General features: G+C 69.6%; 16 protein-coding genes and 2 pseudogenes. 6 read left to right on the top strand and 12 right to left on the bottom strand.

Translation table 11 applies throughout. The features are described 5' to 3' along the window. Nucleotides 1-71 precede the first annotated feature (71 nt). Nucleotides 72-878 (bottom strand): SIR2 family NAD-dependent protein deacylase, encoded by an 807-nt coding sequence (locus ACWCO2_RS13290; RefSeq protein ID WP_450128000.1) that lies wholly within the window; start codon nucleotides 876-878, stop codon nucleotides 72-74. A 186-nt stretch (nucleotides 879-1,064) separates the two neighbouring features. On the opposite strand from ACWCO2_RS13290, the pseudogene ACWCO2_RS13285 reads away from it, so the two are divergent. From ACWCO2_RS13285 to ACWCO2_RS13275, 3 genes and pseudogenes are all read left to right on the top strand, one after another. Further along, nucleotides 1,065-1,331, top strand: a pseudogene (locus ACWCO2_RS13285) (MFS transporter); the annotation flags it as partial. A gap of 349 nt (nucleotides 1,332-1,680) precedes the next feature. Then, entirely contained in the window at nucleotides 1,681-2,007 is a 327-nt protein-coding gene (locus ACWCO2_RS13280) for a hypothetical protein (protein ID WP_450127988.1), read from the top strand. Between the two features lie 16 nt (nucleotides 2,008-2,023). Further along, nucleotides 2,024-6,334 carry an HAD-IC family P-type ATPase gene (locus ACWCO2_RS13275; protein WP_450127987.1) on the top strand — a complete coding sequence of 1,437 codons (4,311 nt, stop codon included), beginning with the start codon at nucleotides 2,024-2,026 and terminating at the stop codon, nucleotides 6,332-6,334. A 217-nt stretch (nucleotides 6,335-6,551) separates the two neighbouring features. On the opposite strand, the gene ACWCO2_RS13270 is transcribed toward ACWCO2_RS13275, so the two are convergent. Then, nucleotides 6,552-7,484: an EamA family transporter gene (locus ACWCO2_RS13270; protein WP_450127986.1), complete on the bottom strand. Its 933-nt coding sequence runs from the start codon at nucleotides 7,482-7,484 to the stop codon at nucleotides 6,552-6,554. A gap of 262 nt (nucleotides 7,485-7,746) precedes the next feature. On the opposite strand from ACWCO2_RS13270, the gene acnA reads away from it, so the two are divergent. Further along, a complete protein-coding gene (acnA, locus tag ACWCO2_RS13265; RefSeq protein ID WP_450127985.1) occupies nucleotides 7,747-10,551 on the top strand; it encodes an aconitate hydratase AcnA in 2,805 nt (934 codons plus the stop codon). A 181-nt stretch (nucleotides 10,552-10,732) separates the two neighbouring features. Here the strand turns inward: acnA and ACWCO2_RS13260 are convergent, their stop codons facing one another. Further along, the gene (locus ACWCO2_RS13260) at nucleotides 10,733-11,290 is read right to left on the bottom strand and encodes a class I SAM-dependent methyltransferase (RefSeq protein WP_450127999.1); all 558 of its coding nucleotides are present in this window, start codon (nucleotides 11,288-11,290) and stop codon (nucleotides 10,733-10,735) included. A gap of 417 nt (nucleotides 11,291-11,707) precedes the next feature. Further along, nucleotides 11,708-11,857 carry a hypothetical protein gene (locus tag ACWCO2_RS13255; protein WP_450127984.1) on the bottom strand — a complete coding sequence of 50 codons (150 nt, stop codon included), beginning with the start codon at nucleotides 11,855-11,857 and terminating at the stop codon, nucleotides 11,708-11,710. A gap of 265 nt (nucleotides 11,858-12,122) precedes the next feature. On the opposite strand from ACWCO2_RS13255, the pseudogene ACWCO2_RS13250 reads away from it, so the two are divergent. Continuing rightward, nucleotides 12,123-12,611, top strand: a pseudogene (locus tag ACWCO2_RS13250) (NAD(P)-binding domain-containing protein); the annotation flags it as partial. Nucleotides 12,612-12,860: 249 nt separating this feature from the next. Here the strand turns inward: ACWCO2_RS13250 and ACWCO2_RS13245 are convergent. The 3 genes from ACWCO2_RS13245 to ACWCO2_RS13235 form a co-directional block, all read right to left on the bottom strand. Then, entirely contained in the window at nucleotides 12,861-13,664 is an 804-nt protein-coding gene (locus tag ACWCO2_RS13245) for an SAM-dependent methyltransferase (RefSeq protein ID WP_450127983.1), read from the bottom strand. 87 nt (nucleotides 13,665-13,751) lie between these two features. Further along, nucleotides 13,752-13,949, bottom strand: a complete 198-nt coding sequence (locus ACWCO2_RS13240) for a ferredoxin (protein ID WP_450127982.1) — start codon at nucleotides 13,947-13,949, stop codon at nucleotides 13,752-13,754. A gap of 11 nt (nucleotides 13,950-13,960) precedes the next feature. Then, nucleotides 13,961-15,172, bottom strand: coding sequence for a cytochrome P450 (locus tag ACWCO2_RS13235; RefSeq protein WP_450127981.1), 1,212 nt, complete (start codon nucleotides 15,170-15,172; stop codon nucleotides 13,961-13,963). Nucleotides 15,173-15,312: 140 nt separating this feature from the next. Here ACWCO2_RS13235 and ACWCO2_RS13230 point away from each other — a divergent pair, with 140 nt between their 5' ends. Then, complete coding sequence (locus ACWCO2_RS13230; protein WP_450127980.1) at nucleotides 15,313-15,969, top strand: TetR/AcrR family transcriptional regulator; 657 nt, start codon at nucleotides 15,313-15,315, stop codon at nucleotides 15,967-15,969. Here the strand turns inward: ACWCO2_RS13230 and ACWCO2_RS13225 are convergent. The 5 genes from ACWCO2_RS13225 to ACWCO2_RS13205 form a co-directional block, all read right to left on the bottom strand. Continuing rightward, the gene (locus ACWCO2_RS13225) at nucleotides 15,954-17,309 is read right to left on the bottom strand and encodes a uracil-xanthine permease family protein (protein ID WP_450127979.1); all 1,356 of its coding nucleotides are present in this window, start codon (nucleotides 17,307-17,309) and stop codon (nucleotides 15,954-15,956) included. The genes ACWCO2_RS13230 and ACWCO2_RS13225 overlap by 16 nt on opposite strands. A gap of 134 nt (nucleotides 17,310-17,443) precedes the next feature. After that, the gene (locus tag ACWCO2_RS13220; protein WP_450127978.1) at nucleotides 17,444-18,442 is read right to left on the bottom strand and encodes a TIGR03842 family LLM class F420-dependent oxidoreductase; all 999 of its coding nucleotides are present in this window, start codon (nucleotides 18,440-18,442) and stop codon (nucleotides 17,444-17,446) included. A 19-nt stretch (nucleotides 18,443-18,461) separates the two neighbouring features. Beyond that, complete coding sequence (gene hydA, locus ACWCO2_RS13215; RefSeq protein ID WP_450127977.1) at nucleotides 18,462-19,862, bottom strand: dihydropyrimidinase; 1,401 nt, start codon at nucleotides 19,860-19,862, stop codon at nucleotides 18,462-18,464. Beyond that, a complete protein-coding gene (locus tag ACWCO2_RS13210; RefSeq protein ID WP_450127976.1) occupies nucleotides 19,859-21,157 on the bottom strand; it encodes an aspartate aminotransferase family protein in 1,299 nt (432 codons plus the stop codon). The genes hydA and ACWCO2_RS13210 overlap by 4 nt, the downstream gene beginning before the upstream one ends. 10 nt (nucleotides 21,158-21,167) lie before the next feature. After that, the gene (locus ACWCO2_RS13205; RefSeq protein WP_450127975.1) at nucleotides 21,168-22,010 is read right to left on the bottom strand and encodes a nitrilase-related carbon-nitrogen hydrolase; all 843 of its coding nucleotides are present in this window, start codon (nucleotides 22,008-22,010) and stop codon (nucleotides 21,168-21,170) included. Between the last annotated feature and the right edge of the window lie 8 nt (nucleotides 22,011-22,018).

Below are 22,018 nucleotides of genomic sequence, written 5' to 3'. Positions count from 1 at the left end.
ACATGCGCAACATCGACCACATGGGTCACAAAATTCCCAACGAATGGGACGACGAGGCGCAAACGGGATGATCAGGACCAGGTGCTCGGGTCGCCCCAGGTGTGCAGCGGGCGGGTCGGCTCGCTGAGCGGAGCGGCGACCAGGTCCGGCAGCACCTCGTCCAGCGGATCTCGCAAGACCGCGGCGGCCAGCTCGTCGTAGGGCGTCGGCTCGGCGTTGCAGATGATCAGCGTGGCGCCGGCCTTGACGGCCAGCTCGGCGAGACCCGCCGCCGGGTGGACCGTCAGCGAAGTGCCCGCAGCGAGGAACAGGTCGCAGTCCAGCGCGGCCCGCTGCGCCTCCCGGATCACACCGGGATCCAGGGGCTGCCCGAAGGAGACGGTGGCCGACTTCAGGATGCCGCCGCAGGAACGGCACGGCGGATCGGACTCCCCCGCGGCCACCCGCTCCAGCGCTGCGCTCATCTGACCGGTCGCACCGCAGTCCAGGCACACCGTCCGGTGGATCGTGCCGTGCAGCTCCAGCACTCGATCCCGGGCCAAGCCGGCGCGCTGGTGCAGCTCGTCGATGTTCTGGGTCAGCAACGAGCGGAGCCGCTCCGAACGGTCGAGGTCGACGAAAGCGCGGTGCGCCGCACTGGGCTCGGCCTTCCAGGCCGGGTGCTCGGCGCGGCTGCGCCAGGCCTGCTCGCGGACCTGCGGGTCGGCGACGTAGCTGTCGATGTCGCTGAGGCGCTGGGCCGCGGGGTTCTTGGTCCACAGCCCGTTGGGCCCGCGGAAGTCGGGGATGCCCGACGACGTCGACACCCCGGCCCCGGTCAAGGCGGTGATCCGGCGCGCTCCGCCGAACAGCTCTCGGGCCTGCTGCCAGTCGTCCATGCCTCGTTGCACCACGCCCACACGGTCCCACGAATCCCCGGACCGCCACGCCATCGCCCACCATGTAGCAGCTCACACCGCTCCGGTCCAGGTTCGTGAGGGCGGGTTTGCGGCGCGGTAACGCGGAACGCGTCCTGGTGAAACACCTGGTTCCTACGTTCGGTCCAACCGACGGAAGGAGCCGGGTTGACCGCGAGAACGCCCGCCGGCCGGGGCCGCTGGATCGAGGGGTGGAACCCCGAGGACGAGCAGTTCTAGGAGTCCACAGGCGAGCGCGTGGCGCGGCGGAACCTGTTCTTCTCGATCGTCTCGGAGCACATCGGTTTCTCCGTGTGAAACATCTGGTCGGTGCTGGTGCTGTTCATGTCACCGGAGATCGGCCTGCCGTTCACCGCGGCCGAGAAGTTCCTGCTGGTGATAACGCCGAACCTGGTGGGCGCCGCGCTGCGGCTGCAGCCCGCGCCCAGCACCGATCTGGCGCTGGTGCTGGGCCTGGTGCACATCGCGGTCGTCGACGGCTGGGCGGACGACGACTACGTCGACACCCGCACCACCGGATTCGAAGCGGCGTGGCAGCGGGCGATGACCTGGTGGCCGGAGTGGCCGAGCCGATCGGCGACCACCCGGCCGTGGTGGAGCTGATCGCACGCCGCTACCGGCTGGCCCTGCGCGAAGTGACCGCTGCTGGAAAACTGGCCTCCGCGTGATTCCTGGGAGTCCAACGGGGTACCCCCATTGCTACGGGATCGCGTACGAGGCCGCGACAACGCTTGGTCGCGGGTGTGTCAAGGGGGTTGTCCAGATGTCCAGCACGACGAGTTCCAGCACCACGCACCGCACCCGTCGCCAGCCCGCCAGCAAGGGCGGCCAAGCCGGTCCGACGATCCCCGTGCCCTACGTGACGGCGGAGCTGCACACCGCCAAGATCCCGCTCCCCGGCGGCAAGGACGTCTCGGCCGCGGTCGACACCGTGCGCGGCCAGCTGCCCTCGGCGGACCAGCTGCTGTTCTACGGCGGGTTGACCGCAGCCGCTGCCTTCAGCGTCATCGAATGGCCGGTGGCAGCGGCGATCGGCATCGGGAACGCACTCGTCCAGCGCAGCGTGCACAAGGAGGGCAGCGAGGCCTGATCACGAGGGAACCCCGATGCCACTGGGCTGGCTGCTCGCCAAAGCAGCCGAAGTCGCCGAACTGGTACTGCACGCTGCCCGCACCAAGGCGGCCGCTCCCGCCGGCCGACGGGTGTGGGCCGGTAGACGCCGCAGCCACCTGGAGATCCGCGGCATGCACGAGCCCGGCTCCGAGGCCACCGCACGCGCAGTCGAAGCCAGGGTCGGCGCCGTCGAGGGTGTGCGCAGCGCCGAGGTCAACGGCGTGCTCGGACGCGTGGTTGTCGAACACGATCCGGACGTCGTGGACATCGCGGCGTTGTCGCACCTGATCTCCGAGATTGAGCGCGAGCACGGCCTTGACGACGCGGCGATGTCCCCACGCAGCACCGCCCACCCCGCCAACACCGAGCCGGTGCTCCGCGACGCGGCGGCGCTGGTCATCAGCCTGGCCGGGCTCGGCTACTCCACAGCGGCCGCGCTGCTGCCGGTGCGCACCGTGCCGCCGCTGTTCCCGACCGTGGTGTCGCTGGTCGACTCCGTGCCGTGGATGCGCAGCGGTCTGGAGCGCAAGCTCGGCCGCGCAAAGGCGGACAATTTGCTCGCGCTCGGCGGTTCCGTCTCGCACGGGTTGTCCCGGAGCCCGCTCGGCGTGTTCACCCACTTGTGCGGCCGATTCTGCGCCTCGCGGGAGACGATCGCCCGGCAGCAAGCCTGGTTCGAGTGGGAACGGGGTTCGGTGCACCGCTGCGATCCGGTGGTCGTCGAGCCGCGTCCACAACCGGTTCCGGGCGGACCTGTCGAGCGGGTCGCGAGCGTCTCCGGCGGGGCAGCGCTGGCTGGTTACGGCACCGTGCTCACAGCCTCGCGCAACCCGCAGCGCGCGCTGGCCATGCTGGCGGCCGGGGTGCCGCGTCCGGCCAAGGCCGGGCGCGAGGCCTTCGCCACCCACCTCACCACCGCGGTCTCAGCACGCGGTGGGCTCGTCCTGGAGCCCGGCGCGCTACGCCGCCTCGACCGCGTCGACACCGTCGTGTTCGACGCCCCGGTGCTGCTCACCGGCCGTCGCGCGCTGGATGCCGTGGTCCCGCTGGACACCGAGGCCGACGCCGCGGAGCTATTCGCCCGTGCGAGCCAGCTCATCGATCCGCAGGACCCGACAGCTGAGCAGGTCCTCGGCGACTGGTCGACCGGTCCGGCGCCGGAACACCTCCCGGACGCTGCTCGCGGAGCCGCTGCGGAAGCATCCGCGCGCGGTGCGGCGGTGGTGCTGCGGCACCACGGCGATGTCGTGGCCCTGGCCAACGTCGTCGAGGAACTCGATCCGCTCGCCGAAGCGCTGGTCGAGACGGCACGGGCGAACGGGACGGCGGTGGTGGCCGGAGTCGGCAGCCACCTGGACCACCGGCTCCCGCTGGACCAGGTCGTGGCCGGGGGAAACCGGCTGGCCAGCTCGGTGCGGGAGCTGCAGGCCGACGGCGCGGTGGTCGCGGTGGTCTCCTCTCGGGCCAACGCCGCGTTGTCGGCTGCGGACGTCGGTCTCGGACTGTCCACAACGGACCACACCCCGTGGGGTGCCGATGTCCTGTGCCCGCGGGCCGATGTCGTCCACCTGCTGTTGGCCGCCGCCGAGAACGCCCGCTCCGCCAGCCGCAACGCGGTGCTGCTGTCGGTCGCCGGATCCTGCCTGGGAGCGCTGTTCGCCGCATTCGGCCCAGCTCTCGGCGCGCCGGCGCGCGCTTCCATGCCGGTGCGAGCGGCGACCCTGACAGCCCTGCTCACCGGCACCTGGGCGGGGATGTGCGCAGCCAACCGCCCTACCCCGGTCCCGCAGGAGCGAACGCCCTGGCACGCCATGCCGCCGGATGCGGCACTGTCCACATTGGCCAGCTCAGAACGGGGGCTGAGCGAATCGATCGCCGCCGGCCGGCGCCAGCACCGCGACCGCGGTCGCGTCCAGACCGGAGTGACCCGGGCGACCGTGGAAGGCCTGATCACTCCGATCACGCCGGTGCTCGGGGCCGGGGCGGTCATCTCCGCCGGGCTGGGGTCGGTGATCGACGCTGCTCTGATCGTCGGAGTGCTGCTAGCCAGTGCGCTGGTCGACGGCATCCAGCGGGTCGCCACCGACCGGGAGCTGACCCGGCTGCTCGACGCCGGGCAGATGCCCGCGCGGCGCAAGCGCGAGGGCACCGTCGACGTGGTCCCGGCCGACCAGCTCGTGCCCGGCGACGTCATCGAGCTGCGATCCGGCGACGGAGTACCGGCCGACTGCCGCCTGTTGTCCGTGGACAGCCTGGAAGTCGACGAGTCCAGCCTCACCGGCGAATCGCAGCTGGTCGTCAAGGACATCGCGGTCAGCACCGCGCCCGAGGTCGCCGACCGCACCTGCATGCTCTACCAGGGAACGGCCGTCGCCAGCGGGACCGGCACCGCCGTCGTCGTCGCGGTCGGCACGCACACCGAGCTCGGGCGAACGGCGCAGACCAGCGCACCGGAGACCGGCAACGGCGTCGAAGCCCGACTGGGCGAGCTGACGAAGAAGATCCTGCCGATCTCCATCGGCGCGGGCGGCGTGCTGTTCGTCGCCGACCTGCTGCGCGGTGTGCCGCTGGGCCGGACCGTCGCCCGTTCCGTGGGGCTCGCGGTGGCCGCCGTCCCCGAAGGGGTGCCCTTCGTCGCGACGCTCGCCGAGCTCGCCGCAGCCCGCCGCCTGGCCGGACGCGGCGTGCTCGTGCGCAGTCCCGCCACGATCGAGGCGCTGGGCCGGGTCGATGCGCTGTGCTTCGACAAGACCGGCACCCTCACCCAGGGCCGGATCGCGCTCGGGCAGGTCTCCGATGGCCGAAGCAGTCAGTCCACAGCGGACCTCGACGAGCAGCACCGGGAAGTCGTGGCCGCCGGTGTGCGGGCCACGCCCCGGCAGAACGACGAGCACCCGCTCCCCCACCTCACCGACCAGGCGGTGCTCGACGGGGCGCGCGCCGCTGGCGTAGCGGCGGACGGAACCGTGCTCGCAGAGCTGCCTTTCGAGCCGTCGCGAGGTTTCCACGCGGCGCGCATCGACGGCCTGATGTCGGTCAAGGGCGCCCCGGAGGTCGTGCTCGACCGGTGCGTCCGCTGGCGGCGTCCGGAGGGCACCGAGGTGTTCGACGCCGAAGCGCGGGCGGACGTCGAGAGCGAGGTCGAGCGGCTGGCGATGGACGGCTACCGGCTGCTGGCGGTGGCCGAACGCGCTGCGCCCGCCGCCACCGAGCTCACAGAGTCCGATGTGGACGACCTGGAGTTCGTCGGCCTGCTGGGGCTGGCCGATCCGGTGCACCCAGCCGCCGCCGAGGCCGTCTCGCAGCTGAGCCGCTCGGGCGTCGACGTGATCATGATCACTGGTGATCACCCCAGCACCGCCGAAGCCATCGCCGCCGAACTCGGCATGCTCGGCGAGAAGCGGGTGCTCACCGGCGCGGAGCTGGACCAGCTCGACGACGAGCAGCTGACCGGCGAGCTGCCGAAGATCTCGGTGTTCGCCCGGGTCAGCCCCGCGCAGAAGGCGCGTATCGTGCGCCAGATGCGGGCCTGCGGCCGGGTGGTGGCGATGACCGGCGACGGCGCCAACGACGTCCCGGCGATCAACCTGGCCCAGGTGGGGATCGCGTTCGGCTCCCGGGCCACCCCGGCCGCGCGCGAGGCCGCAGACCTGGTCGTCGCCGAGGACCGCATCGAGACGTTGACCGATGGCATCGTCGAAGGCCGCGGGATGTGGACGTCGGTGCGCGACGCGCTGTCGATCCTGCTGGGCGGCAATCTCGGCGAGATCGGCTACGCGCTGAGCACCGGACTGATCAGCCCCGCGGCCGGGCTCAACGCCCGCCAGCTGCTGGTGGTCAACATGCTCACCGACATCATGCCCGCGATCGCGATCGCGGTACGACCACCGCCGCACGCCACCCCGGAGAAGCTGCTCGCCGAGGGGCCGGAGGCTTCGCTCGGCACGGCGCTGGCGCGCGACGTCTACGCCCGCGCCGCGGCCACGGCCGGCGCAGCCGGACTCGCGTGGCTGCTCGCCCGACCGCTGTCCACCGCCGCACAAGCCCGTACCACCGGACTGGTCGCGCTGGTCTCCGCGCAGTTGGCGCAGACCCTGGCGGTGCGGGGCCGCACGCCGCTGGTCCTCGCCGCGGGAGCGGGTTCGCTGGTGGTGCTGTTCGGTCTGGTGCAGCTGCCCGGTGTCAGCCAGTTCTTCGGCAGCAGCCCCTTGCTCCCGCACCACTGGGGCATCGCGGCAGGCACGTCGATCGCCGCGACACTGGCGGTGCTGGCGTGGCAGAAGTGGTCGCGCAACACCGCCTGAACTGCACTGTTACCGCCCGGTTCACCTCGTCGCCAACTCCGGCTGGCCGCCAGCTAACCAGGATGGCGCACAGTCGAAGGCGGAAAACGATGCGGCAACACCGGGAGAAGCAGCACGATGCCCCAGTTCCTCACCACCGTCCTGACCGGCGTGGCCATCGCCCTCCTCGAGCGCTTGGTGGTCCACCTGCTCGGGTCGGCTGTCCGCCCCGCCTGACTCACACCCCGGCCAGCTCGGACTCCTGGGTCTTCGTCGGCACGGAGCGCTGGGCGACGTAGGCGCCGGCGAGGATCAGCGCACCGCCGAGCAGCTGGATCGGGACCAGCGCCTCGGACAGCAGTACCCAGGCCAGCACGGTGGCCACCACCGGTTCCAGGAACGCGACCGCTCCGGCCACCTGCGGCGACAACCGGCGAACCGCGATGATGCCGGTCAGGTACGCCGCCACCGTGCTGATCACGACGATCCAGGCCACCGCCACCAGCGTCGGGAATTGGCTGCCTGCCAGCTCGACGTCGCCGAGCAGCAGCGACCAGTCCATGTCCCACGGCTGCGCGATCAAGGTCACTACCACCGCGCCGAGCAGCAGACCGAAACCGGCAAGGGCGAACGGGTCAACCTCGGGCCCGCTGTCGGAGAGCAAGAAGTAGGCCATCTGGCAGCCCGCGGCGCCCAGCGCCAGCAGCAGGCCGATCGGGTCGAAGCCCAGCCCGGACCACAGCTCCACCACGCACGCCAGACCGACCAGCGCGATCGCCACGCCGATCGCCGCCGAGCGGCTCACCGGGCTGCGGCGCACGAACCGGATCCAGCCCAGCACCAGCACCGGTCCGAGGAACTCGATCAGCAGCGCCACCCCGACCGGCACGGTGGCGATCGCCGCGAAGTAGAAGACCTGGACCCCGGCGACGGCGAACAACCCGTACGCGATGAGCAGTTTGGGCACCTGCTTCACAGCCGCCGCGTGGCGGAGGGCGAACGGCAGCATCAGCAACGCGCCACCGGCCAACCGCAACCACGCCACCTGAAGCGGGCTGAACCCCGCGGTGAGCAGAGGTTTGGCGAACGGTCCGGATCCGCCGAAGCAGAACGCGGAGGCGATCGCGACGGCCACCCCGGCGGATTTCGCATTGCTGGTCAGGTTGCGCACCCGCCAATCGAAGCACGAGCCCCGGCCGCCTTGAAGCCAATTCCGGTACCGACGTCCCAATCCGTGGGAACCCCGGAAAAACAGCGGTTTTGCACGGAGTGACACATGTGATCGAGAGTTTGCCAACCCTTAGTTGAGGGCCATTACAGGACAAGCGTACTGTTAGCGACGAAGAAGGCGGGTTCTGCGCGCACGCTCGGCCGACGTGCGCGAGACTCGCAATCGTTCCCGAACTTGCGCCCGTCGCGAGATGGAGTTGAACGTGACTGCACCTGCGAGCAAGGACAGCTTCAGCGCCCGCGGCACGCTGAACGTCGGCGACGCCTCTTACGAGGTGTTCCGACTCAGCGCCGTCGACGGGGCCCAGCGGCTGCCCTACAGCCTCAAAATCCTCCTGGAAAACCTTCTGCGAACCGAGGACGGCGCGAACATCACCGCCGACCACGTGCGCGCGCTGGCCAGCTGGGACGCCAAGGCCGAGCCGTCCACCGAGATCCAGTTCACCCCGGCCCGGGTGATCATGCAGGATTTCACCGGTGTGCCGTGCGTGGTCGACCTCGCCACCATGCGCGAGGCCGTCGCCGACCTCGGCGGCGACACCTCCAAGGTCAACCCGCTGGCTCCGGCTGAGCTGGTCATCGACCACTCGGTGATCATCGACGTGTTCGGCAAGCCGGACGCCTTCGAGCGCAACGTCGAGTTCGAGTACGGCCGCAACAAGGAGCGCTACCAGTTCCTGCGCTGGGGCCAGGGCGCCTTCGACGAGTTCAAGGTCGTCCCCCCGGGCACTGGCATCGTGCACCAGGTCAACATCGAGCACCTGGCCCGCACCGTCATGTCCCGCAACGGCCAGGCCTACCCGGACAGCTGCGTCGGCACCGACTCGCACACCACCATGGTCAACGGCCTGGGCGTGCTGGGCTGGGGCGTCGGCGGCATCGAGGCCGAGGCCGCGATGCTCGGCCAGCCGGTGTCGATGCTGATCCCGCGCGTGGTCGGCTTCAAGCTGACCGGCGAGATCCCGGCCGGTGCCACCGCCACCGACGTGGTCCTCACGATCACCGAGATGCTGCGCAAGCACGGCGTCGTCGGCAAGTTCGTCGAGTTCTACGGCTCCGGCGTGGCTTCGGTGCCGCTGGCCAACCGCGCCACCATCGGCAACATGAGCCCGGAGTTCGGCTCCACCGCGGCGATCTTCCCGATCGACGAGGAGACCGTCCGCTACCTCAAGCTCACCGGCCGTCCGGCCGACCAGGTCGCCCTGGTCGAGACCTACGCCAAGGAGCAGGGCCTGTGGCACGACCCGAGCCACGAGCCGGAGTACTCCGAGTACCTCGAGCTGGACCTGTCCACCGTGGTCCCGTCCATCGCCGGCCCGAAGCGGCCGCAGGACCGGATCGTGGTCTCCGAGGCCAAGCAGTCGTTCCGCACCACGCTGACCGACTACGCCAAGGTCGAGACCGCTGACGACCGCGCCGTGGACGAGGCCGGCGAGGAGTCCTTCCCGGCCAGCGACGCCCCGGCGGTCACCCACCACGAGTCCGCGCCGGCCGTCGTCTCGGCCGCCAACGGCTCCAACGGCCGGATCTCCAACCCGGTCAAGGTGTCCTCCGACGAGCTGGGCGAGTTCGAACTCGACCACGGTGCCGTGGTGATCGCCTCGATCACCTCCTGCACCAACACCTCGAACCCGTCGGTGATGCTGGGTGCGGCGCTGCTCGCCCGCAACGCGGTGGACAAGGGCCTGACCCGCAAGCCGTGGGTGAAGACCTCGATGGCCCCGGGCTCGCAGGTCGTCACCGACTACTACGAGAAGGCCGGTCTCTGGCCGTACCTGGAGAAGCTGGGCTTCCACCTGGTCGGCTACGGCTGCACCACCTGCATCGGCAACTCCGGCCCGCTGCCGGAGGAGATCTCCGCCGCGGTGCAGGACAACGACATGTCGGTCGTCTCGGTGCTGTCGGGCAACCGGAACTTCGAAGGCCGGATCAACCCCGACGTCAAGATGAACTACCTGGCCTCGCCGCCGCTGGTCATCGCCTACGCGCTCGCGGGTTCGATGGACTTCGACTTCGAGAACGACCCGCTGGGCACCGACACCGAGGGCAAGCCGGTCTACCTGCGCGACATCTGGCCGTCGCCGCAGGAGGTCCAGCAGACCATCGACTCGGCGATCACCAACGAGATGTTCGCCAAGTCCTACAAGGACGTCTTCAAGGGCGACGAGCGCTGGCGTTCGCTGCCCACCCCGGAGGGTCAGACCTTCGAGTGGGACGCGGAGTCGACCTACGTGCGCAAGCCCCCGTACTTCGAGGGCATGGCGATGGACCCGGCGCCGGTCACCGACATTTCCGGTGCCCGCGTGCTTGCGCTGCTCGGCGACTCGGTCACCACCGACCACATCTCCCCGGCCGGTGCGATCAAGCCGGACTCGCCGGCGGGCCAGTACCTCACCGAGCACGGCATCGACCGCAAGGACTTCAACTCCTACGGTTCCCGCCGCGGCAACCACGAGGTGATGATCCGGGGCACCTTCGCCAACATCCGGCTGCGCAACCTGCTGCTGGACGACGTGCAGGGCGGCTACACCCGGGACTTCACCCAGGAGGGCGCCCCGCAAGCGTTCATCTACGACGCCGCGCAGAACTACGCCGCGCAGGGCACCCCGCTGGTGGTGCTCGGTGGCAAGGAGTACGGCTCCGGTTCCTCGCGCGACTGGGCTGCCAAGGGCACCAGCCTGCTCGGGGTCCGCGCCGTCATCACCGAGTCCTTCGAGCGCATCCACCGCTCGAACCTGATCGGCATGGGCGTCATCCCGCTGCAGTTCCCGGAGGGCGAGTCGGCCAAGTCGCTGGGCTTGGACGGCACCGAGACCTTCGACTTCGCGGGCATCACCAAGCTCAACGACGGTGAGACCCCGGAGACGGTGCACGTGACCGCGACCAAGACCGACGGCTCCAAGGTGGAGTTCGACGCCAAGGTCCGCATCGACACCCCCGGTGAGGCGGACTACTTCCGCAACGGCGGCATCCTGCAGTACGTCCTGCGCAAGATGATCCGCTCCTGATCCCCTGCCGATCCGGCGGGTGCAGTACTGAACGGGCCCGGTGCGCCACAAGCGCACCGGGCCCGTTCCCGTCGGTCAGCGTTGAGCACGAGCGCTGCGGTTGACGAGGTGGTCCGTGAGTCTTTCGGGCTGCTATGACAGCTCGAAGTACTCACGGGGCCAAGTCGGCAGCTGTCGGTCGTCAGTCCTGGTTGGGGCGGCGGCAGACGTAGATCCGGGCTGGGGGGACGTTTCTCCAGACCGTGTGGGTCGTCAGGACTTCGTCGAAGGCCAGGTCCAGGCGGCGGCGGAACTGGCGGGCTCCGGACATGCCCAGGGCGTGCACGTAGGCGAAGGTCGTGAAGGCGCCGCCGGGGGCGAGCACCGAGCCGACCTGGTGCAGGATGTTGTGCTGCAGCTCCGCGGGGAAGATCGACCACGGGAGACCGCTCACCACCGCGTCGACCTTGTCGATGCCGATCCCGGCGAGCAGGTCGCCGAGCCGCGCCGCGTCACCCTGGACGACCTCGAGCCAGGGCAGCTCGGTGCGTAGGTACTCGACCATGCCGCCGTCCAGCTCGATGGCGACCTGGCGGCCGCTCTCGGGGAGCCGCTCGGCGATCGCGCCGCTGAGCGCCCCGGTGCCCGGTCCGAGCTCCACCACCACCGGCGTGCCCGAGGTCGGCACCACTGACGCCATCTCGCGAGCGAGGCTCGGCGAACTGGGGGCGACCGCGCCCACCAGGTTTGGCTTGCGCACCGCGCGTTCGATGAAGGCCCGGTAGTTGGCCAACGTCGATCCGGCGCCGGCCCGGGACAGCGCAGCAGCGCTCCGCTGCCGACTGCGGGTCTGTTCGGCTGGAGTCACGGAAGCCCTTCCCGATAGGTGGTTCAACCTCGTTCAGGCCACCCTATCGGGCACCGCAGCGCAGAGCTCGACCATGTGCGACATCACATGTCGAACGCTTCGACACTGTCCGCATTCGAACCATTACGGACCGAATGGATCATGCCCGGGAAACGGGGAATCGGGGCGTGTCGAATAGTGCGGGAAATCCGCGAGAAATTGTGTAACGAAAAGTGGCCGGCCAACGATTGAAACAGTTTCCGTCGACCACCGGTTCGAAGGACTACGGGCCCGAGCGGAACCGACCGCCGAGCCCGCGCGCGCGTCCGCTCAGGCGATCTGCTCGACCACCGGGCCGACCGGCTCGATCGCCTGGTCAGGGGCACCCGACTGGGACCGGTTCACCCACCTGACCATCGCTCCCGCCACCGCCAGCAGAACAACCGCCTCAGCCGCCAGGGCCACCCACACCGTTGTCACTTCTTGCCTCCCTTCTGCGAACCTCCCCGTCTTCCGCACGCGCGCGCAAGAGCACCCGACCGCAACAGCGGGCAGGACGAACGGAAGAAGGTTTGGGGAACCGTGCTTGCAAGAACAATCGTAGGCCTTTGTTTCGGCCGAATTAAAGAGACCCCGGGGTGTCTTCCGTCTCCCCCTCTTGGCCGTATCCGCCAAAAGTGCTACGCGGTGGCTCAGACCACTTCGAGCGCGGGAAGAATCCGGCTCGCGAGCTGTTCTGCCGGGTGTGGAACTCATCGACGTCGTGGTGATCGGAGCCGGCCAGGCCGGGCTGACCGCCTCGTACCACCTGCAGCGGAGCGGAATCGGCCACGTCCTGCTCGACCGCGGCACCCGCCCGGGCGGCGCTTGGCGGGAACGCTGGCCGTCGCTGCGCCTCGGCGGCGTGCACGGCATCCATTCCCTACCGGGCAGTGCGTTGTCGGAGACCGACGGCGCGCGTCCCGCCTCGGAGGTCGTCCCGGAGTACTTCGGGCGGTACGAGCAGGAGCTCGACCTCCCCGTGCTGCGTCCGGTGAAGGTGCGTGCGGTCCGCGACGGCGGCGAGCGGCTGCTGGTGGAGAGCTCGGCGGGGACGTGGGCAGCGCGCGCGGTGATCAACGCGACGGGCACCTGGGAGAACCCCTTCTGGCCGCACTACCCCGGTCAGCACCTGTTCACCGGGCGGCAGCTGCACACCGCCGGCTACCGCGGCCCAGAAGAGTTCCGCAGTCAGCACGGGTCGGGTACGGACGTCGGCGAGCACGATCGGTGCCAACCGCGCGGGGCGGGCTGCTTCCCACGGGGTGCGCACGCTGCTTGCGGAACGGAGATCAAGATTGGCTTAAGTGACGCTGTCCAGGGACCAAATCCCCTGTGAACCCCGCGCGGCGACCAGCAAGCTGCCCAATGGCGACTCAACGACGCCAAAGCGGCGCCATCTCCAGGAGAGGGGGAGGTGGCGCCGCTTCTACGTGCGTGCGGGTCAGGGCCTGCGGGCGACTCCGCCGGGCCCGGCGACGAGTGGGGCGTCCTGCCACTTCTCCCCGGGGTCGGGGCGCCACTCGAGCAGATCCACCAGGCCGGGTTCGATCAGCTCCAGGCCGGCGAACATCGGGGCGACCTCCGCGCGGGACCGCAGGAAGAACCCGCCGATGCGCTCGCTGTAAAGCGCGGAGGCCTGCTTGACCGACTCCTCGACGCCGTCGCTGCCCGCGTGCGAGAGCGCCACGTAGCTGCCGGAGCACAGCTGCTCGGCGTAGCGCGCCACGATGCCCGCCGGGTCGTCGCTGTCCGGCACGAAGTGCAGCACGGCGAAGAACAGCACCGCGATCGGCTCGTCGAAGTACAGCATCGAGCGGACCTCGTCGTTGCCGAGCACCTCGTCGACGTCCCGGAAGTCTGCGCGGATCGCCACCGCCCGGTCGTTGTCGCGCAGGATCGCCTGGCTGTGCGCCACCGCGACCAGATCGCTGTCGACGTAGACGACCCGGCTGTTCGGGTCGACCCGCTGGGCGATCTCGTGCACGTTGCCGACGGTCGGGATGCCCGAGCCCAGGTCCAGGAACTGGCGCACCCCGAGCTCGGCGAGGTGCTGCACCGCCCGGCGCAGGAACGACCGGTTGGACCGCAGCACCGCGGGCAGCGTCGGCATCATCAGCGCTGCCTGCTCGGCCAGTTCCCGGTCCACCTGGAAGTTGTGCGAGCCACCCAGGTGCACGTCGTAGACACGGGCCGAACTGGGTTTGCAGATGTCCACGCCCTTCGCCCACCACGACTGCGCGTCCACGTAATACCTCCAATGGTGGCGTTTTTTACACCACACCGGATGAACGTCGCGATCGCAAGACCTTGATCGATTACCGCTGGTGGTTAGTCATTGGTCTACCAGGGTGAGCGCACGGGACGGGCACACGCGGATGGCTTCGCGCACCTCCTCCGCACCGCTCTCCGCCACTTCGGGGTCCAGCACGAGCACCCGGCCGTCCTCCTGGTTCTGGTCGAACCGGTCCGGTGCGCTCAGCACGCACTGCCCGGCTCCGGCACAGCGGTCCAGATCCGCTTCGATCCGCATGGCCACTCCTCTCACCACGTCACCGGCAGCTCGTAGAGGCCGAACACGGCCGCCTCGGACTTCACCGGCAGGTCCGCGACCGGGACGGCCAACCGCAGGTCCGGCATCCGACGTAACAGCGCGTCGAAGACGATCTGCAGCTCCATCCGCGCCAGGTTCTGCCCGAGGCACTGGTGCGAACCGAACCCGAAAGCCACGTGGTGGCGGGCTTTTCGGTCGATGTCGAGCTCGTCGGGACGCTCGAACGCATCCGGGTCCCGGTTGGCCGCGGATGCCAGCGCCATCACGCCCTCCCCCGCGCGGATCAGGACGCCACCGATCTCCAGGTCCTCCACCGCGACCCGCGAGGTCGCGCCCTCGACGATGCTGAAGTAGCGCAGCAGCTCCTCGACCGCGGGCAGCGTCTTGGCCGGATCCGCGACGATCTCCGCCCGCTGCTCGGGGTTCTCCAGCAGCGCGAGGGTGCTCAGCGAGATCATGTTCGCGGTCGTCTCGTGCCCGGCGAGCAACAGCAGGAACGCCGAGCTGACCAGAGCCGGGTGGTCGATCTCGCCGGATTCGCGCTGCTTCCGGGCCTGCCGACCGAGCAGGTCGTCCGGCAGGTCGCGCTCCTTGGCCGACACCAGTTCTTCCAAGTAGGCCCGCAATTCCCGGGCCGCGCTGCTCCGCTCCTCGAGCGGTGTCGTGCGGTGCACCAGCCGCGAGCTGCGCTGCTGGAAGAAGTCGTGGTCGTCGTAGGGCACGCCGAGCAGTTCGCAGATCACCAGCGACGGCACCGGCAACGACAGCGTCGACACCAGGTCGACCAGGCGGGGTCCCGCGAGGATCCCGTCGATGCACTCGTCGACGATCTGCTGGATCCGCGGCCGCATCGCCTCGATGCGCCGCACGGTGAACTCGCCGAGCACCGCGCGGCGAGCTGCGGTGTGCTCCGGCGCGTCCATACCGACCATCGCCGGCGGCAGGTCGCGGAAGACGCTCTGCTGGCTCGCTGAGAACTGCGGGAATCCGGGTCGGCGCCGGTCTGAGCTCAGTCGCGGGTCGCCGAGCACCTGACGGACCAGGTCGTGGCGGGTGACCAGCCAGGCGTGGTTGCCACCCATCATCGGGACCTTCGCGACAGGCCGGTCCGCGCGCAGCTGGGCGTACTCCGGATCGACGGAGAACGGGCAGGTGCGCGGCTTCGGGTAGGCGGTTGTCGGATTGGCAGCCGGTTCGGCCATCGTGACCCCCTGATCACCGAGCGAACAACTGGACGATTCTCCTCCAGTTATAGTGAATCGGAAGGAATTCGTCCAGATAGTTCTCGGGTGAACATGCGACAATTCGCCCCAACCAGCCTCCGGCACCACGAGCGAGGACCATGAGCACCAACACCACGCCGCAACTCCGGGCCGACGCGCGCCGCAACCGCGACCGGATCATCAACACCGCGCGGGTCGTGTTCGCCGAGCGCGGCCCCGAAGTGCCGATGGAGGAGATCGCGCGGGCAGCGGGGGTCGGTACCGGCACGCTCTACCGGCGCTTCCCGGACCGCGACTCGCTGATCCGGGCGGTCGGCCAGGACGTCTTCCGCCGGGTGCTCGAGGAAGCGCGGGCCATCGCCGAACGGGAATCCGATCCGTGGCGCGCGCTGACGGAATTCCTGCTCACCGCCACCGACATGCACACCGTGCTGCGGCTGTCGATGCACTCACCGCGCGCTCGCGAGGTCTTGGGCGCCGACCCGGAACTGACCCAGGTCCGCGGCGAAATGCTGTCCATCCTGGATTCGATGGTGCGGGCCGCGCAGGAGTCCGGCGCACTACGCCCGGACATCAGCAGCGGCGACATCGCGATGATCCTGTCGATCGTGCTGCAAGGCGTGCGCGACGTCCCCGACGACGTCCGCCACGACGCCCCGGCCCGCTACCTGACCCTGATGCTCGACGGTTTGCAGGCCCGACCGGGCACCCAGCTTCCGGGGCGCCCGGTCACCGCCGACGACATCGCGATGGCGCGGGTCTACGCCGCCGACTGATCGCGCTGGTCCGGCACCAGCAGCCGCAGCACGTGGTAGCCGACCAGCGTCACGATGGTGCCCAGCGCGATGCCGTTGAGGCTGAACTGCGGAGTGATCTCCAGCGACACTCCCCCGATGCCCATCACCAGGCCGGCCGCCAGCGGCAGCAGGTTGACCGGGTTGCCGAAGTCCACCTTGTTCTGCACCCAGATCTTGGCGCCCAGCAGGCCGATCATGCCGTAGAGCACGACGGTGATGCCGCCGAGCACGCCGCCTGGGGTCGCCGCGATGACGACGCCGAACTTGGGGCACAGACCGAACAGGATCGCCACGAACGCCGCCACCCAGTAGGCCGCGGTGGAGTACACGCGGGTGGCCGCCATGACCCCGATGTTCTCCGCATAGGTGGTGGTGGGCGGGCCGCCGACGGCGGTGGACAGGGTGCTGGCGAAGCCGTCGGCGAAGATCGCGCGGCCCATGCTGCCGTCCAGCTTCGTGCCGGTCATCTCCTCGACCGCCTTGACGTGCCCGGCGTTTTCGGCGATCAGCGCGATCACCACGGGCAGCACCACGATGACGGCGGCCAGGTCGAACGTCGGACCGTGCAACGTGGGCAGCCCGAACCAGGGCGCGTCCGCGACCGCGCTGAGGTCGACCCGAAGGTGCGTGCCGACCTCACCGCTGGCGTTCGGCGCGGTGATCGGGCCGAAGCCCAAGTCGAACAGCCAGGACAGGACGTAGCCGAAGACCAGCCCGATGAACACCGCGATGCGCGACCAGAATCCGCGCAGCAGCGCGCTGCAGCCGAGCACGACCAGCATCGTCAGCAGCGCGATCCACTGGTCCTGCGGCCAGTAGGTGGAGGCGACCACCGGGGCGAGGTTGAAGCCGATCAGCATCACCACGGCGCCGGAGACTGCGGGCGGCAGCATCCGGTGCACCAGCTGCGCGCCGACGAAGTGGATCAGCAGACCCACGGCCGAGAGCACCAAGGCGAGCACCAGCAGCGCGCCGGTGACCGTCGAGCTGTCCCCTCCCCCGGCGCGGATCACCGTGACCACGCCGACGAAGGAGGCGCTGCTGCCGAGGTAGCTGGGGATCTTGCCCTGCACGATCAGCAGGAACAGGATCGTGGCCACCCCGGAGATCATGATCGCCAGGTTGGGGTCCAGGCCCATCAGCACCGGGAACACGAACGTCGCACCGAACATCGCGACGACGTGCTGGGCGCCGAGCCCGATGGTGCGTCCCCACGACAACCGCTCGTCCGGGGCCACCGCCTCGCCGGGTCGTGGTGTGCTGCCGTCTCCGTGCAGCCGCCAGCCAATGCCGAGCTTGGCGCCGAGTCCCTGCCGCATGGCGTGCCTTCCTGCTCCACCCCGCCGCGCGGGCTCGTTGTGTCGCGCGGAACTCTACAAAGCCGATGCGCTGTGATCGACATCGCAACGGCATTGTCACCAGGAGTTGACCAGCGGTAGCGGACCGCAGCGGCTCAACTCACGGCCGGGATGATCTGCTCGCCATAAGCGTCCATCGTGGTGTCGATGGCATCGTGCATCGCGTAGATCGCCAGCTGGTCGACTCCGGCTTCGCGGAGTTCATACAGCTTCGCGACGTGCTGATCGGGTGGGCCGAGCAGACAGAACCGGTCCACGATCTCGTCGGGCACGAACTCGGTGCTTCGGTTGCCAGCCCGACCGTGGTGCGAGTAGTCGTAGCCCTCCCTTCCCTTGATGTAGTCGGTCAGCGCGGTGGGCACCGCCGCTGCAGTGTCGCCGTAGCGGGCGACCAGGTCGGCCACGTGGTTGCCGACCATGCCGCCGAACCAGCGGCACTGCTCGCGGGCGTGCGCGAGGTCGTCGCCGACGTAGGCCGGGGCGGCCACGCACACGGTGATCGAAGCCGGATCACGTCCCGCGTCGCGGGCTGCCTGCCGAACGTGGTCGACCATCCAGCGGGTCAGGTACGGGTCGGCCAGCTGCAGGATGAACCCGTCCGCCTGGCGTCCGACCAGCTCCAACGCCTTGGGCCCGTAGGCGCCCATCCAGATCGGCAGCTGCCCGTCGCGCACCCACGGCAGCTGCACCGAAGTGCCGTCCACCGGCACCTCTCGCCCCTCGGCGAGCTCCTTGATCACGTGCATGGCGTGTTCCAGGGTGGCCAGCGTAGTCGGACGCCCACCGATCACCCGCACCGCCGAGTCGCCGCGGCCGATGCCGCACACCGTGCGCGGCCCGAACATGTCGTTGAGCGTGGCGAAGGCCGATGCCGTGACCGTCCAGTCCCGGGTGATCGGGTTGGTCACCATCGTGCCGACCCGCAGCCGCTCGGTGGCGGACAGGATCTGGCTGTGGATGACGAACGGCTCCTGCCACAGCACGCAGGAGTCGAACGTCCAGCCGTGGCTGAAGCCGAGTTCTTCCGCTCGGCGCATCCGGTCCACGACCGACCAGGCGGGCGGATCTGTCTGCAGGACGAGTCCGAAGTCCATCGTGGACCCCTTTCCGAGCTCAGATCAGGTACTGGCAGGTGTCTCGGCGCTGGAAGCGGCCGTGACCGGCCTGGCCGAGGTACTCGTCGTCGTCGACGACGACGCGGCCCCGGGACAGCACCGTGCGCACCGCGCCGGTGACCGGTTTGCCCTCGTAGGCGTTGTAGTCGACGTTCATGTGGTGGGTCTGCGCCGACAGGACGTGCTCGCGGTCCGGGTCGTAGATGACGATGTCGGCGTCGGCGCCGGGCGCGATGGTCCCCTTGCGGGGGTGCAGGCCGAACATCCGCGCCGGGGTGGTGCAGGCGAGTTCGATCCACCGGCGACGGCTGATGTGGCCGTCGACCACCGCCTGGTGCAGCAGGTCGATCCGGTTCTCCACGCCCGGTATCCCGTTGGGGATCTTGGAGAAGTCGCCGCGCCCCAACTCCTTCTGGTCCTTGAAGCAGAACGGGCAGTGATCGGTGGAGACCACCGACAGGTCGTTGGTGCGCAGTGCTCGCCACAGGTCGGCCTGGTGCTCGGCGGGGCGCAATGGTGTTGAGCAGACGTACTTCGCGCCCTCGAACTCCGGCCGGGCCAGGTCGTCGAAGCTGAGGAACAGGTACTGCGGGCAGGTCTCGCCGAAGACGTTGAGCCCGTCGTCGCGCGCCCGGGAGAGTTCGGCGACCGCTTCGGCCGCCGAGACGTGTACGACGTAGAGCGGCGCACCGGCTACCCGCGACAGCTGGATCGCCCGGTGGGTGGCTTCTGCTTCCAGCAGCGGGTGGCGGACCTGACCGTGGTGCTTCGGATCGGCGCGGCCCGCAGCCAAGGCCTGCTGCACGAGAACGTCGATGGCGATGCCGTTCTCGGCGTGCATCATCGTCAGCGCGCCGTTGTCGGCGGCCTGCTGCATGGCGCGCAGGATCTGCCCGTCGTCGCTGAAGAACACGCCGGGGTAGGCCATGAACATCTTGAAGCTGGTGATCCCCTCAGCAACCAGCGCGTCCATCTCCTTGAGCGCGTCGTCGCCGACGTCGGAGAGGATCATGTGGAAGCCGTAGTCGATCGCGCACTGCCCCTCGGCCTTGGCGTGCCAGGCGTCCAACCCCTCGCGCAGCGAACCGCCCACCGGCTGGATCGCGAAGTCCACGATCGTGGTGGTGCCGCCCCACGCCGCCGCCCTGGTCCCGGTTTCGAAGGTGTCGGAGGCGAACGTGCCGCCGAAGGGCATCTGCATGTGGGTGTGCCCGTCGACTCCCCCCGGGATCACGTAGTGGCCGTCGGCGTCGAGCACGGTGTCTGCTGCGGACACCCACTGCTCGGCGACCTCGGGTGCGGCTATCGCGGCGACCCGCTCGTCCTCGACGAGCACGTCCGCGCGGATCTCCTCGGTCGCGGTGATCACCAGGCCACCGCGGATGACCGTCCGGCTCATCGCTGCCCCGCTTTCTCCAGTGCTGCCAGCAGAATCCGAACGCCTTCCCGCGCTTCCGATTCGGTGAGACTCAGCGGCGGCGCGATGCGCAGCACATTGCCGTCCAACCCGCCCTTGCCGATCAGCACACCGCCGCGGCGTGCCTCTTCGAGCACTTCGCTCGCCAGTTCCGGGGCGGGCGTGCCGTCGGCGTGCACGAGCTCGACGCCGATCATCAGCCCCTTACCCCGCACGTCCGCCACCGCCGGGATCCGCCCCACCGCACCGTCGAGCTGTGCGCGCAGGACCGCGCCGATGCGCGCGGCGTTGTCTGGGAGGTCGTTCGCGATCAGGTGGTCGAGGTTGGCCAGCGCGCCAGCCGCGGTGATCGGGCTGCCGCCGAAGGTCGAGATCGAATTGGCCTGAACGCTGTTCATGACCTCGGCCCGGGCGATGACGCCACCGATCGACAGGCCGTTGCCGATGCCCTTGGCGAAGGTGACGATGTCCGGCGGACCAGCGGCGTCGTGCGCCTGCCAGCCCCAGAAGTGCTCACCGGTGCGGCCCCAACCGGTCTGCACCTCGTCGCTGATCCACAGGATGCCGTGCCGGTCGAGCACCTCCTTGAACTGCGCGAACAACCCGTCGGGCGGCACCGCGAACCCGCCGATGCCCTGGATCGGCTCGGCGATCAGGCACGCGACGTTGCCGTGCAACTGCCCGAGCACGTCCTCCAGGTCGGCCACGCAGGCGGCGGTGAACTCCTCGTCGGGCAGGCCGGTGAGCGGGGTGCCGCGCCGACGGCTGCCGTGCACGTAAGCGGTCTGGACGGGAGACAGACTCGTCGTCGACCAGCCTCGGTTGCCGGTCACAGCCATCGCTGAGAAGGAACGGCCGTGGTAGCTGTTGCGCAGCGCCAGCACCTGGTTCGAGCCGCGGTAACCGGTGGCCAGCAGCAACGCGGTGTCGTTGGCCTCGGTGCCGCTGGTCGTGAAGAACACCCGAGGGTCGTCGATGCCGGACAGCTCCGCGACCCGTTCGGCCAGCTCGACCATCGGCCGGTTGAGGTAGAGCGTCGAAGTGTGCAGGACCTTGCGCGCCTGCTCGCTGACCGCGGCGGTGACCTCCGGGAGCGCGTGCGCGGTCATCGTGGTGAGGATGCCGCCGAAGAAGTCCAGGTACCGGTTCCCCTCGGCGTCCCAGACGTGCCGTCCCTCGCCGCGTTCGACGTCGATGGGTTCGTCGTAGTACAGCGCCAGCCACTCCGGCAGCACCGCGCGGTGCCGTTTGGCCAGCTCTGCGTGCGTGCTCGTCATCTGCTCCCCCTCACGGTTCGGTCAGCGGCTGGTAGGCGTCGGGGCGCCGGTCGCGGTAGAACGCCCACTTCTGGCGGACCTCTTCGATCAGGTCGAAGTCGAGGTCGCGCACCAGCAGTTCCTCGTCGGTGCCGCTGGCCGGTTCACCAACGAACTGCCCGTAGGGGTCGACGAAGTAGCTGGTGCCGTAGAAGTCGTTGTCGCCGTACTCCTCCACGCCGACCCGGTTGATGGCCGCGATGAAGTACTCGTTGGCCACCGCCGCGGCGGGCTGCTCCAGCTTCCACAGGTAGGACGACAGCCCGCGGCTGGTCGCCGACGGGTTGTAGACCAGCCGCGCGCCGGCCAGGCCGAGCGCTCGCCAGCCCTCCGGGAAGTGCCGGTCGTAGCAGATGTAGACGCCGATCCGGCCGACCGCGGTGTCGAACACCGGCCAGCCGAGGTTGCCGGGCCGGAAGTAGTACTTCTCCCAGAACCCGGGCAGGTGCGGCAGATGGTGCTTACGGTACTTGCCGAGGTAGCTGCCGTCGGCGTCGATCACCGCGGCGGTGTTGTAGTAGAAGCCGGGCCCGTCGACCTCGTAGACCGGGACGACCAGCACCATGCCGAGTTCCCGTGCCAGCGAGCACATCCGCTGCACGGTCGGCCCGTCCGGCACCGCCTCGGCCCACTGGTAGTGCTCGGTCTCCTGCACCTGGCAGAAGTACGGAGCGTTGAAGACCTCCTGGAAGCCGATGATCTTGGCGCCCTGCGCGGCGGCGGCGCGGGCGTGCGCCTCGTGCTGGTCGACCATCGACTCGGTGTGCCCGGTCCACTTCGCCTGGACCAGCGCTGCACGAACGATGTTGGACATGGTTGCGC

The organism is Saccharopolyspora sp. NPDC002376 (assembly GCF_053593195.1).
This window is presented reverse-complemented; position numbering and strand designations above follow the sequence as displayed.